Source organism: Mesorhizobium sp. M2A.F.Ca.ET.043.05.1.1, assembly GCF_003952445.1.
GTDB lineage: Bacteria > Pseudomonadota > Alphaproteobacteria > Rhizobiales > Rhizobiaceae > Mesorhizobium.
Window position 1 is genome coordinate 6,697,681 of sequence record NZ_CP034446.1, and the last position, 13,140, is coordinate 6,710,820.

Annotated in this window: 6 protein-coding genes and 5 pseudogenes; 3 read left to right on the forward strand and 8 right to left on the reverse strand. The window is 60.5% G+C overall.

Annotated features, from left to right (window positions below; genetic code table 11):
- The first annotated feature begins 249 nt into the window (after positions 1-249).
- Both EJ069_RS32365 and EJ069_RS32370 read left to right on the forward strand, forming a co-directional pair.
- Entirely contained in the window at positions 250-1,638 is a 1,389-nt protein-coding gene (locus tag EJ069_RS32365; RefSeq protein WP_245456735.1) for an amidase, read from the forward strand.
- A gap of 351 nt (positions 1,639-1,989) precedes the next feature.
- Positions 1,990-2,932: pseudogene (locus EJ069_RS32370) on the forward strand (IS630 family transposase).
- A gap of 941 nt (positions 2,933-3,873) precedes the next feature.
- On the opposite strand, the gene asnB reads toward EJ069_RS32370, so the two are convergent.
- The 4 genes and pseudogenes from asnB to EJ069_RS32390 all read right to left on the reverse strand — a co-directional run.
- The gene (gene asnB / locus EJ069_RS32375) at positions 3,874-5,745 is read right to left on the reverse strand and encodes an asparagine synthase (glutamine-hydrolyzing) (protein WP_245456391.1); all 1,872 of its coding nucleotides are present in this window, start codon (positions 5,743-5,745) and stop codon (positions 3,874-3,876) included.
- Between the two features lie 1,512 nt (positions 5,746-7,257).
- Positions 7,258-7,368 (reverse strand): annotated as a pseudogene (locus tag EJ069_RS32380) (transposase domain-containing protein); the annotation flags it as partial.
- 92 nt (positions 7,369-7,460) lie between these two features.
- On the reverse strand, positions 7,461-8,201 hold the full coding sequence (istB, locus tag EJ069_RS32385) for an IS21-like element helper ATPase IstB (RefSeq protein WP_126064574.1): 741 nt from the start codon (positions 8,199-8,201) through the stop codon (positions 7,461-7,463).
- A 10-nt stretch (positions 8,202-8,211) separates the two neighbouring features.
- A pseudogene (locus tag EJ069_RS32390) lies at positions 8,212-8,880 on the reverse strand (IS21 family transposase); the annotation flags it as partial.
- Positions 8,881-9,002: 122 nt separating this feature from the next.
- Here EJ069_RS32390 and EJ069_RS32395 point away from each other — a divergent pair.
- A pseudogene (locus EJ069_RS32395) lies at positions 9,003-10,035 on the forward strand (IS481 family transposase).
- Between the two features lie 79 nt (positions 10,036-10,114).
- Here the strand turns inward: EJ069_RS32395 and EJ069_RS32400 are convergent.
- The 4 genes and pseudogenes from EJ069_RS32400 to EJ069_RS33635 form a co-directional block, all read right to left on the reverse strand.
- Positions 10,115-10,348, reverse strand: a pseudogene (locus EJ069_RS32400) (IS21 family transposase); the annotation flags it as partial.
- A 75-nt stretch (positions 10,349-10,423) separates the two neighbouring features.
- Positions 10,424-11,428, reverse strand: coding sequence for a tyrosine-type recombinase/integrase (locus EJ069_RS32405; RefSeq protein ID WP_245456392.1), 1,005 nt, complete (start codon positions 11,426-11,428; stop codon positions 10,424-10,426).
- A complete protein-coding gene (locus EJ069_RS32410; protein WP_126064575.1) occupies positions 11,425-12,414 on the reverse strand; it encodes a tyrosine-type recombinase/integrase in 990 nt (329 codons plus the stop codon). The genes EJ069_RS32405 and EJ069_RS32410 overlap by 4 nt, the downstream gene beginning before the upstream one ends.
- Entirely contained in the window at positions 12,414-13,100 is a 687-nt protein-coding gene (locus EJ069_RS33635) for a tyrosine-type recombinase/integrase (protein ID WP_245456737.1), read from the reverse strand. Before EJ069_RS33635 ends, EJ069_RS32410 begins: the two co-directional genes overlap by 1 nt.
- Between the last annotated feature and the right edge of the window lie 40 nt (positions 13,101-13,140).

Here is a 13,140-nt window from a genome sequence, read left to right on the forward strand (position 1 = left end):
GTTAGTACTTCCTCGCAAACATTATACCAAAACTGTCGTCGTCTACTTCGGCGTGATCGAGAACTGGAGTGCCTCTGACGGTAGCATCATGGTTAAGCTCCCGAAGATGATGGCTAACCTTGCTGCAGAGTTGCAAGCTGCTCGTTTCCTCCTCAAATTTCGAGTTAATGGATATTCATGATGCGCACTGTACGCGAGGAGGGTGTACCAGCCGGAGAGCGCCACGTCGATGATCCAGCGATTGCGGACATGGCCTGTGAAGGGCATCTCCCGCAGGGGTTTGGATCTGCAGACACTGTAGAGGCACTTGCAGGTTGGCGCGCCCTAGGACTGGTTACGTCATCTGACCTAGTGAAGAGGTCTCTCGCGCGGGCAACGGCTCTTCGCCAAAGGGGAAGTTCAGCATTCACCCGCATCTGGACTGAGCAGGCGACAGCATCTGCGGCTTGGGAGGACTCTCTCGTGGCGGCCGGCACATTACCTCCATCGCTGCTCGCGGGTCTTCCCATCGCCATCAAGGACAACTGTGATGCGCGGGGAGACATCACACAGGCAGGATCTCCCGCGCTCTCTCATGCCGCGCCGGCGGTGCGAGATGCCACATGTGTGGCCCGACTACGCTCGGCGGGTGCAGTTATCATCGGCAAAACGAACATGTCAGAATTTGCGTTTGCGAACACGGGCGAAAACCGTGAATTTGGTACGCCGCGCAATCCCTGCGCCCCCGATCGGTTAGTGGGTGGATCTTCATCCGGCTCGGCGGCCAGCGTAGCCGAGGGCAGCGTAGTCGCAGCGCTAGGCACCGATACCGGCGGCTCTATCCGGGGGCCCGCAGCACTTTGTGGCCTAGTGGGTTTCAAGCCCTCGGAGGGACGTGTGCCCGGTCAGGGCGTGACACCTCTTTCTACCACATTTGACACCATCGGTCCGATTGCCAGATCAATTGAATCGTGTGCCATAATCGACGCCGTTCTGACTGATGCGCCGTGGCGCCTGCTTTCAGAGCTGCCGCTGCGTGGGCTGTCATTCGGCGTGCCGACGAACGTGGTCCTTGACGATCTTGATCCGGAAGTTGCCGCCGACTTTAATGCCACGCTGAAATACCTCTCAGATGCAGGCGCGACCGTTCTTGAGTTCTCCTGGCCCGAGATCGAGCCAGGTGTTTGGCGCGACGCCTATCCTGTGATTTCGCACAGCGAGACATACGCTGTGCACGGCCGTTTGGTCGAGGAATGCCTGGCAGATTTTGATGCCGAGGTCGCCCGGATCATCCTTTCGGGCGCCTCCGTCTCGGCCCGCGATCGAAGTGAGGCTCTCAATCTTCGAGAGTCAATGGTGAACGCCTCACACGATCGGATGGCTCGCTTCCACGCTGTTCTGATGCCTACCGTACCCATACTCGCACCGCGAATCTCGGATCTGGCCAATGAAGATCAGGCGAAGCGGATCGAATTCCTGATCGGTCGCAACAACGAGATAGCGAACTTCTTCGACTGCTGTGCCGCGACAATGCCATGCCAGGCCCAGGATCAGTTGCCAGTTGGCCTTCTTGTTATTGCTAAAAACGGAGAAGACCGCCGCGTCCTTAGCATGGCAAAAGCGATCGAGATCGCGATCAGAGAGATGCGAAATCTATAGCCCCGGTCCGGTCAGCCGGTGCCGCGCGGCGGCGCCCTGGCAACACCTCGCCCGTGGGATAAAATCCCGCCCGGAGATGGCGTCCTTCAATGAGCTGGACTTCGACTGGAAGGGTGGGCTCTTTCCCTCGTATATCTGCTGAATATCCAGCGCGAAGCGTAGACGATGTACGTAGTCGAGAACGGCTTTGAAAAGGCCAGACTTTCCGAGCCCAGGTCGAGTGGAAGAAGTACTCATACCAAAGGTTCTGAGAGCTGACTCTCTAGAGCACGTCCTGTGATCGATGAATCGATTGTGATGTGACAGCTGCGTCTTGTGCTGATTCAACATCCACCTCGATGGAGGTGGACGATGGGAAGAGCATTGAGCGGGGATCTTCGATCGCGGGTTTTGAAGGCTTCGGACGAGGGAATGTCGGCGCGGCAAGCGGCGGTGCGGTTCGGCGTGGGAGTGTCCAGCGCGATCCGCTGGATTGCGCGGGCGAAGATCGGCGAACTGGCACCACGCCCGCAGGGCCGCCGCCGCGCCTCCAGCCTCGATGCGCATGAAGTCTTCATCGTCGGGCTGATCGAGGAACGCAAGGACATCACGCTGAACGAGATGGTGGAGCGGCTCGTCGCCGAGCAGTCGGTGCGGATCAGCCGCAGCGCCTTGAGCGCCTGGCTTCGCGGCCACGGCTGGACATTCAAAAAAAGTCCGCGCACGCACTGGAGCAGGATCGCCCCGACGTGCTGAAGCGGCGCCGGGACTGGTTCGACGGCCAGCTCGATCTCGATCCGGCGAAGCTCGTGTTCATCGACGAGACCGGCCTCTCCACAAAGATGGCCCGCCTGCGTGGAAGAGCGCCGCGCGGCGAGCGCTGCCGGGCCGGCGTGCCGCATGGCCACTGGAAGACCACGACCTTCACCGGAGCGCTGCGGCTGACGGGCATGACTGCGCCCTTCGTCTACGACGGCGCTATGAACGGCAACGTGTTCCTGGCCTATGTCGAGCAGGTGCTGGTCCCGACGTTGTCAGAGGGCGACGTAGTCGTCATGGACAACCTGCCCGCCCACAAGGCCGCCGGCGTGCGCGACGCGATTGAGGCCGCAGGCGCGAGCCTGCTCTACCTGCCGCCCTACAGTCCCGACTTCAATCCGATTGAGAACGCCTTCGCCAAACTCAAGGCGCTGCTGCGAGCAAAGGCCGAGAGAACCATCAAGGCTCTGTGGGACGCGGTCGGCGCGGTCGTCGACCTCTTCCCCCAGCCGAATGTGCCAATTACTTCAAAGCCGCAGGATATGAACCGGATTAAACAGGACGTGCTCTAGGGATATCCGCCTCGATTGAGCCGAGACTCCTTGTCGCGAGGAGAATTCGGGCGACGGGATGAGCGGTGAAGATGCGGACTAATTATTCGGCTGTGGCGCTTCGGGCAATTGGCGAAGACGGCAAAGTACGTCAACCAGAGCAGGCGCTTGTTGTCGCTGGCTGGGGTCATGGACGGAATGAGAATGCTGCACGGATCGGCGGCATGGACCGCCAGATGCTGCGGGGCGGGTGCATCGCTTCAACGAGGATGGTCCTGATGTCTGAAGGATGCCTGGTATGGCGGACCCACGCCGCGCCTGTCGCCGGAACAGAAGGCCCGAACTGGCGCAAATCCTCGAGACGGGGCCGGACGTGGGATTGATGGCGTGTGCGCTGGCGGCGCATCGATCTGCAGGTACCAGTAGGTGTCGGTGACGTCCGCGTGGCAGCAGACGTGTGGAAATTCCTTGGAAGCGTCGGGTCGTATGGCGCGACAGCGATATCGCCCGAGCTTAATTCTCGATCCAAAGACTTTGAGTGCGTGTCCAATAGCCTAGTGGGCAGACGTGTCCGTTTCGCACTTTGACTCATACGGATCGCGAACCGTCTGGAATTCGTTGTCGACGACGGCACAAACATGAAGCATCCGTCCACTGCTGCGCTTCGGAGTAGCAGCGTTTCAACGGAGGCAACGCCAATACTGTCCAGGTGTGCGAACCTTCAACGCGGCACGTGCCGACCTCATGCGTGGACCCGGAATCGCAAACACTCGGTTCATGCGGTTCGGGTGCCCCGAGTTGAAATACAAGGTCCGGGTATCATTGCGGAGACTCCTGTGCATTGGTGTGCTGCGTAATGGATATGCAATCCCGAAAGTTCGGGATGAGGCCAGGCCGTATCGGGCGCCCGAACCCCCTTTGCTGTCCTCCTGCGTGTTCCGCCGTCTCAAGCCGTGAAACTCACGTTGTACTCGGTCAGGAAATCTTGGAGGGCCAAGATACGCTCTATCCCCCTGAGGTTGTCGGTCGCATCGAGTAACGCGCGGGACCTGTCGACGGACAGCAGCGGTGCCACTGCCGCATTGCGGTCATTCAGCAGCGCTGTGAACCGGCTGCGCTGCATTCTGTGGTAGGTCGGATCCTGGATAGCCGGAATCGCGCTCTTGACACGCTGCACCACCGACTGCGGCAGCAACTCCGCTGTTGCGGCTCGCAGCAGGCTCTTCTCGCGCCTGTCGAAAGTCTTGTGGGCCCATGGGGTGCCGAACACGTACTCAACGAGGCGGTGGTCGCAGTAGGGGACCCGCACCTCGAGACCGAAAGCCATGCTCATCCGGTCCTTGCGGTCGAGCAGCATCGGCAGGTAACGCGTGAGAAAGAGATAGCAGACCTCGCGCATTCGACGCTCGTGCGGATCGGCCGAGGCCGGCCCGGTCAGTGCCGGTACTTCCGCAAGTGCCCTGCGGTATTGCTCGTCGAGGTGGCCAGGTAGGTCGAGTTTCTCGACGAGGCCGGGGTCTAGGGACCGCCGTATGATATCGTCGCTGTCTTCGATCCAAGGAAACGTGTCGGCCTGGACTTGCGCTGGATCGTGAAACGACGAGTAGCCGCCGAAAAGCTCGTCGGCCGCCTCCCCAGACAGAGCCACCGTAGAGTGTTGCCCGATGGCCCGGAACAGCAGGTAGAGCGAGCTATCAATGTTGCCCGTGGTCAACGGCAGGTCGCGGGCCTGGAGAGTGGCGGCACGCACGTTCGGGTTCATGAGTTCGTCCGCGGACAACGTGATGTCCGTGTGGTCGGTACCAAGGAACTTCGCGACCTCCTGCACATACGGCTTGTCGGGTGTGGGGCGGTTCGGGCCGGGGGTAAAGTTGTCGGTGTAACCGACGAAGTCAAGGGCGAAGGACCGAATCCGTTTGTCGCTGAAGCGCGCGGCCAGTGCGGTCAAGGCCGAGGAATCAAGGCCGCCCGACAAAAGCGTGCACAGCGGCACGTCGGCGATGAGCTGCCGCTGAATCGTGTCCTCGAGCAATTCGCGGACGCGCCGAACGGTGGTAGGCACGTCGTCGGTGTGCCCACTGTCGGTGAGCTGCCAGTAGCTCATCTGCTGGATGCTGTCGCGGGTCACGCGGACGATGTGGCCGGGCCGTACCTCACGCATGCCGCGGAACCCGGTGTTGTACGGGTCAGCGATGGAGCACAGAGTGCGACGAAGCCCATCGGCGTCCATGGCCCGTTCCGCGAGACTGTTGGCGAGGATCGCCTTTGGCTCGGAGCCGAACAACACTCCGTGCTCGGTGGGGTAGTAGTAAAGCGGCTTTATGCCGAGCCGGTCGCGTATGAGAAGCAGTTCGCGCTTGCCGGTGTCCCAGAGTGCGTAGGCGAACATCCCGTTGATTTCGCTCACGGCGCTGCAGGGGTCGCGGTGGCCCCATTCGCGGTGGGCGCGCAGCACCACCTCGGTGTCACTGCTCGTGTCGAACCGATGGCCTAGCACGGCAAGCCGTTGACGCAGCTCGCGGTAGTTGTAAGCCTCGCCCGTGTAAATGAGCACCAACGCCGGTCGGCCGTCCTCCTGGTGTATCATCGGCTGGCGACCGCCTTGGATATCGATGATCGCTAGGCGGCGGTGTCCCAGTGCCGCAGGACCGTCGATCCAAGTCCCCTCATCGTCCGGACCACGATAAGCCATGGTGGCCGTCATGTCGGCCAGCTCCCTTCGCGCCTCGGGACTTCCTAGGTCACGATCGAAATCAATCCATCCACAGATGCCGCACATATTTTGGCTCCTTGCTTGGGAATAGAGTACGATGAACATGAAGACGGGTCTCGAAGTCGGACCGGTAGATGCCCGCTGCGGCCAGGAATATACCGACCATTTAGTGTGATCGCGCGCGGCGAGATGGAGGACGGCATCCTGTGCCTTCAGGTGCAGGATTAGGGCGGATCCGGTCTTCGGGCCGCATCTAACGACTAAGATCTTTTGCCCGACGTCTGAGGGGACGCTGAGTCTATTTTGGGACGCGGTGGATTTGCCGATATCTCCTTTCCCAGAGGGCGCGATCTGTCGCAGACCTGACATGTTGCTATCGCTCCCTTCGTTCGATCGATCGTGATCTCACCACCACATGAATGGCGGTCCGATAGCTCCTGCCCCCGCACGATGAGAGGCTCTCAAAAATCGTGCCAACTAAAATATAAAAGGCCCAGAGAAAACTTTTCTGCTCCTTGTTCAATGGCTTAAATGCGAGTGCAGGAGGAAGCCGGGCCGAACGCCACCGTGTCGCGGACTCGACAAGCTCCGATACCAAGTGTCGGCTGCCCGGCTTCTCCGCGGGAGTCTTATGCAGGGGAGCGGAATTGATGCCTCATTCAACCCATTCCGGAAGGAGGTTGGCCAATTGTGAGGACCAGAGAATGAAGCGCAGCTGTTTCACAGACGAACATCATCGGGATTCTGAAGGAGCACGAGGCGTCGCTTGATGCACTGGCTGGCCACATCTGCGCGGCCTGCGTTCAACCCGAGGCCACGCGGCGCCCTCGACCTCGCCGTCCGGCGTCCGGCGTCCGAGAATTACGTGATCGTTAATAGGCGGGTCAAAATCATAGATGCGCGCAGAGTTTGTTCTACAATAGACGGGCACGACACTGGTCAGGGTGGCCACCATTTGTGCTGTGATTTTGCAACCAAGTTCGAATGTAGCGTTGCTGACAAAGTCGATGTGCGGATTCCGACCTGACCATTCCAATCAAAAGTCGGGCAGTTTTCCGCACTGAAGATTACCTCCCGGGTCAGCAACTTTGGCATTATCGCGATGAACTATGAGACAATCGAGACAAATGCTGCGCCGGAAGCAGGACGACCTTTCGCGAGATTGCCGTCGTGTTGGGAATAGTGCGCAGTACAGTGCAGGATAATCTGCAGCGCGCAGCGGCGGTTGAATTGAGCTGGCCATTGCGGAGCGAACTGACCGACGACGCGACCGAGAACAAGCTCTTCAGTCGCAACGGCGTCAAACAGGTCACCTCCAACCCGCTCCGCGGGCGAACGGGACAGTGTTTTTGGCGAGCCAAGCAGAGTAGGATGCCCCTGTCATTGATCGGCTGGTGTCTCACTACCGTCGACACGCGCTCTGTGGACAGCGGTTTGAGGTGGCATCACTTCGGTCGGGGCGCGGACCTGCCTTTGTTGTCATCCGCCTGCCGGATGGGCGGTTACGCAATATCCGCCGATTAGCGACGGATTTGTCGCGCGCTATCGATGATGACGATGAACATCGTTGCGCGACCGAAAAGTTAATATCCGTTAAAACTTCGTAAGCGGGTGTTCTCAGGCCACGGCCTTGAGCTTGGGAGCGGCGATGTAGACCCAAGGCAGGAGATCGTCGATCTGGCTGTTCGGGTGGCCGTTGACGATCCTGGTGAGGACGTCGGCGAGGTAGCCGAGTGCGGATTCCGAGGATGGCGCGCAGTGATCGCGCGCAGGTGGAGCACCTGATCGTCGGGGAAGATGTCACTGCATTTGCGGTTCGGTCAAGCGGCAGCGGAGATGATGGATCTGCGCATGGATTCGCCGCTGAGTTCGAGCCGGTGAGCGTTGTGAACGAGGCGGTCGAGGATGGCATCGGCGTAGGTGGGATCCCCGATCAGATCGAACCAGCGGGCCACCGGGAGTTGGCTGGTCACCAGTGTTGAGCGATGTCCGTACCGGTCTTCGAGGATTTCGAGCAGGTGGTGACGGGCATTGCCGTCGAGCGGTTCGAGGCCCCAATCGTCGAGGATGAGGAGATCAACCCTGGCGAGGCTTTTCATGCGCGCGGCGATGCGGCCGTCGCCCTTGGCCAGGGACAGGTCATCGATGAGCCGCGGCAGTCGGGTGTAGAGGACCGAACGGTTGTCACGGCAAGCCTTGTGACCGATGGCGCAGGCCAACCAGCTCTTCCCGACCCCGGCCGGCCCGACGATGGCCAAGCTCTCATGGGCGGCGATCCAGTCACCCTTGAGCAGCCTGTCGAACAGCCGGCGATCGAGACCACGCGCAGCACGGTAATCGACATCCTCGGGCACGGCATGGTGGCGTAGCCGCGCATGACGAAGGCGAAGCGCAAGGCGCCGGTCATTGCGGTAGGTCGCCTCGTGATCGAGGAGCAGAGCAAGCCATTCGGCGTGGCTGAGGTTAGCGGCATCGCTGTTGCTTTCCAGTTCGATGAACGCATGCGTCATGCCTGCCAGACCGAGTTGCCCCAGCAGTTCGAGTGTCGGATGTTTGAGCATTGCAGTCCTTTCAGTGGTAATATCCGGAGCCCCGGATGTTGGTGTGGAAGATCGGCGTGTGGTCCGGGGCTTCGCGCACCGGAACCTTGTCGAGCCCCTTCTCGAGGATCGATTTGACCGAGGGATAGTTGCGCGCCTGGATCTCCAGCGCGCGCCGCGCGGCCGCTTCCAGGCGTTCGGCGCCGAAGCGCCTCTCCAGCCCGATGATGCCGAGGCATGAACGGTAGCCCTGCTCGGGATGCGGCCGATCCTCGATGATCTTTTCAACCAGCAACGACAGCATCGGACCGATCCGCGCCGCTTCCTCCCGGATCTTCACGGGCGTCCATTCACGGTAGCGTCGATGGCTGGACGGCATATGTTCGGGGATCGTCGTATGCCGCCCGTTGCCGCTGCCACGCATGTGCGCGCCAATGCGTTCGCCATCGAGGAAGATTTCGACGGTGCGTGCGGTAATTCGAGCCTCGACCTCGCGGCGGGCGTAACGCCAGGGCACCGAGTAATGGTGGTGCTCGATCGCGATGTGGTAGTCGAGCCCGACTCGGCAACGCTTCCATTCAGCGTGGACCCACCGTTCCGCCGGCAGCGGCTTGAGGTTCGGCGCGTCGATCTCCTCGAACAGCTGGCGCCGCGTTTTGCTGAACTGGCGAAGCACCCGTGTGTCGTTGAGATCGACTATGCTGTAAAAGTTAAGACTCAATCTGACAGTCAGTGTCATACAGCTGAAGCGAGAGCTGAGGCCGGGCGCGGAGTGGTGAGGGTTCGCAGCGCCCGGCCTCAGCGTTTAGAAAGGCACTGAGTATGACCAAGGACCAGAAAGTTATTCGTGGCAAGGTAGGGTTGCTGGAGCTGGCCAAGCAGCTCGGGAATGTCAGCCAGGCGTGCAAGATGATGGGCTATTCACGCGACAGCTTCTATCGTTTTAAGGAGCTGTACGACACGGGCGGTGAGCTTGCGCTGCAGGAGTTGACGCGCAAGAAGCCGCTATTGGCCAATCGGACGCCGCCGGAGGTGGAGGGCGTGATCCTCACGCTGACGATGGAGCATCCGGCCTTCGGCCAGACGCGGATCGCCAACGAGGTGCGCAAGCTCGGCCAGTCGATCTCGCCGGCCGGCGTGCGCGGGTGTGGCAACGCCACGATCTGGAAACGATGAAGAAGCGCCTCAAGGCGCTGGAGGCGAAGGTCGCCCAGGAGGGCCTCATCCTCACCGAAAGCCAGCTCGCGGCGCTGGAGAAGGCCAAGACCGAGAAGGAGGCCCATGGCGAGTTCGAGAGCGAATGCCCCGGCTATTGCGGTGCGCAGGACACCTTCTATGTCGGCAACATGAAGGGGTCGGCCGGATCTATCAGCAGACCTTTGTCGACACCTACTCGAAGGTCGCCTTCGCCAAGCTCTATGACCGCAAGACGCCGATCACCGCGGCCGATCTCCTGAATGACCGCGTGATCCCCTTCTTCGACACCCGGGAAATAAAGCTATGCCGGGTGCTGACCGACAGGGGCACCGAGTATTGCGGCAATCCCGAGCATCACGAATATGAGCTCTACTTGGCGGTGGAAGACGTGGACCATACCCGCACCAAGGCCAAGAGCCCGCAGACGAACGGCATCGTTGAACGCCTCCATAAGACAATGCTGGACGAGTTCTACCGGGTCGCCTTCCGCAAGAAGATCTATCACACGATCGAGGAGTTCCAGGTCGACCTGGATGAATGGGTCGAGAGTTACAATGAGCAACGGCCACATCAGGGTCGCTGGTGTTTTGGGAAGACCCCCATGCAGACCTTTGTTGACGCGACGCCGCTGGCGAGGGAAAAGATGATGGGGGCTTAAACCTACCGGACAGACCCAAACTGACCACTCTCCGACACCAACTGTCATGTCAAGTCCAAACTTCTACAACTATGCACTCGGCGACCGCCGCGTTCACCTCGGCCAGGCTGTAGAAGATCCGGTTGCGCAAGCGGCCCAGGACCCAGCGTTCGACAATGCCGACGCAGGCCTCGACTTTCGCCTTATCGCGCGGCTTCCTCGGCCGCGCCGGGAGCACCGCCGTGCCGTAATGACGGGCCATGTCGGTGTAGCTGCGGTTGACCATCGGATCGAAGTGACATGCCTTGATCACCGCGACCTTCGCATTGTCGGGATTTTGTGTCCCGAACGGTTATGTGCCCCCGTCGTCGAAGCCGCTTGGATCAACAGATTGTGGGGCACATAACGATCAGAGGTCGGCGAGCCATTCGAGAAGTTTTGGCTCGCTTTGACAGACTGGTCTTCGTGGCGGTCCCACCGAAGAACTCGAAGGCGGCTGACAGGCCTCCAGCGCCTCCTGCTTCATCCTGATGCTGATCTCGGCATATCGGTTGGTCGTATCCAGGCTGACGTGGCCAAGCCAACCTCTTATAACGTTCACGTCGACGCCGGACTCAAGCAGATGGACGGCCGTCGTGTGTCTCCAAACATGCGGAGAAATGGACCTCTGTCCGTTGCCGATGCGAATGTTCGAACCATGACGCCGGACGAGCTTGTACAGGCCGAATCGCGTCAGCGGCTTGCCGACGTTGCTTAGGAATACTGAACTTTCCGGCATGGATGGCTGGCGTCGGTCACGCAGCATCTCGCCAAGCAGGCGAGCGGTCTCGGGCCATAGTGGGCAGGTCCGCCACTTATCGCCCTTGCCGTGCAGGTTCACCCGCGGCGAGGAGGTCAAAACCAGCTGATCGACGATCAGTCCGATGACTTCCGTTGCGCGGGCACCAGTATTGTACAGGAACATGAGCAGGGCCTTGTCGCGGATGGCCAGCTTCCCGTCGCGCGGCAGTTTGTCGAAGAGCCGTTCGACATCATCGCGTTCAAGATAATAGGTGGCTGCCGGCTGCGCGCGCTTCCTCGGGATGGCGGCGATGCGTTCGGCCTCCGGCAGCACCATAGGTTCCTGGCCACCGGCATAGGCGAAGAAGGTGTGTAGCATTGCGAGCCGGTGGTTCCGTGCTCGGATGCCGTTGCCGCGCTCGGCTTCAAGATGGGCGAGAAAGGCCCGCACATTGTCGGCGCTGAGATCGCTCAGCCTTAGCTTGCTGATCGGGCGTCGGTTCTCTCGGGCCAAGAACAGGAGAAATAACCGGATTCCGTCGCGGTAGCTCCGGATCGAGGTGGACGCCAAACCCTTCTCGGCTTTGAGATGGTGTTCGAAGAACTGATAGACGAGGCTGCCGACGGTCCTCATGGCCGCCCTCCACGCGAAAGCGGCGCTGCAAAGCGTTCGAAGCGCTGACCGGCGGCTTCTAGGAGATCGGCGGTAACGGTGAGATAGACGGCGGTGGAAGCGGGATCCACATGACCCATGAAGGTCGACAGCTTGACCAGTTTGTCGGTGGGATTATGTCCGTCGCGATACCACCGTAGAAGTCGCCCGACCGCAAAGCTGTGTTGAAGATCATGCACGTGAGCCGGCGTTCCTCCCGGCGGGATCGGTATGTCCAACTGATCGGCCAGCGAACGGAAAATGATACTGATCGTGCCGGGGTTCACAGCCCGACCCTGCAAGAAAGAAAACAGCGGCGTGTCGGGGGTAACCGAAACCACGTGCTGTGATCGCAGCGCCGTGAACGCATAAAGGCGCTGTGCCAGCTGCGGCCCCATGGGAATGAGCCTTGACTTGGAAAACTTCGTCTCGCGGAGAGTCAGGACGTTACGATCCCGATCGACATCCCGCCAACGCAGGCGCGCAACTTCGCCGACGCGCAGACCAAGCCCGAACAGCAGGCTGAAGATGGTGGCATAAGCGGGGCCGCGGAGCGGGGCGTTGCTGCGGTCGGGGAGCTTGGCCGCGCGATCGATGAGCTGTTGAGCGGTCCGCAGATCCAGGATGCAGGGCGGTCTTGGATTACCCCGGCGACGCGGCTTCATCGTGACTGGAGAGCGATCGACAAAGTCGTGTTCGACCATCCACTCGAACAGCCGGCCCACGACACCTACAAGGTGGTTGAAGCTTCGCGGCCGCGTGCGTGGACGACTGAGAAAAAACGTATCGAGGAATGTCGCGGTGATCTCGGCTACGCTCGTCACGCCTTGAGCATTCAGATAGCCGTCGAACATGCGCAGCACCTTGTCTTCGACGTCGTAGCGTCGGTTGAGCGCGCGCTTGTGGCGGAGGAAAGCGACGATGTGGGACGCGATCGGACTTGAAGGCTCGGGAAGACGGGTTCTCATTACAGATCCTCCCCATCACCCAGAGCCACTTCACGCAAGCCATCGACCTGAACCTTGGCATAGATCATGGTTGAGGAGGCGGACCGATGTCCTACATAGTCGCCGATAGTCTTGAGCGAAAAACCCGTGTCGACCAGGCGCTGGACGCAGGCATGACGGAGAGTGTGTGATCCGGGACGGCTCACCGCAATACCAGCGCGATGAAGATACTTGCTGGCAGTGGCGGATACCGCGGACTGTGTGAGCGCCGATTGCGGCGCCAGGTGCCGCCAGAAAAGCAGCCGGCTTGCCACCTCGGGTCGCCCATTCTTGAGATAATCCACGATCGCCTCGCCGATGATGGCCGCCAGCGGATAGGTCGTGCTATGCTCGGCCTTGCGCTCGCGCACATGCAGGCGATCCCGCTTCCAATCGAGGTCATCAAGCGTCAGCGTCGCGACCTCGCGGGCGCGCAGACCGTATGTGATCATTAGCAACAGCATGGCGTAATCGCGTCGGCCAACGACGGTGCGGCGATCGACTTGGTCGAGCATCTTCCGGACGGAATCCCAACCGATCGATCGGGGGATGTCGGCCAACCTGTAATGCTGGGGCACCTCGACGAGCTTGCTGATGTCGCGTTGGATAAGACCTTCTCGATGCACATATCGGAGAAAAACCCGCAATGTGCTTGCGAGACCGATCATTGATGGGCCCGAAGTGCTGAGGCTGCGTCGTGACAAACCC

Excerpts from the sequence above, each read along its gene's own strand:
- EJ069_RS32365 (WP_245456735.1), top strand. The coding sequence starts at position 250 with ATGGCCTGTGAAGGGCATCTCCCGCAGGGGTTTGGATCTGCAGACACT.
- EJ069_RS32405 (WP_245456392.1), bottom strand. The coding sequence starts at position 11,428 with ATGAGGACCGTCGGCAGCCTCGTCTATCAGTTCTTCGAACACCATCTC.
- istB (WP_126064574.1), bottom strand. The coding sequence starts at position 8,201 with ATGCTCAAACATCCGACACTCGAACTGCTGGGGCAACTCGGTCTGGCA.
- EJ069_RS32410 (WP_126064575.1), bottom strand. The coding sequence starts at position 12,414 with ATGAGAACCCGTCTTCCCGAGCCTTCAAGTCCGATCGCGTCCCACATC.
- EJ069_RS33635 (WP_245456737.1), bottom strand. The coding sequence starts at position 13,100 with ATGATCGGTCTCGCAAGCACATTGCGGGTTTTTCTCCGATATGTGCAT.
- asnB (WP_245456391.1), bottom strand. The coding sequence starts at position 5,745 with ATGTTCATCGTACTCTATTCCCAAGCAAGGAGCCAAAATATGTGCGGC.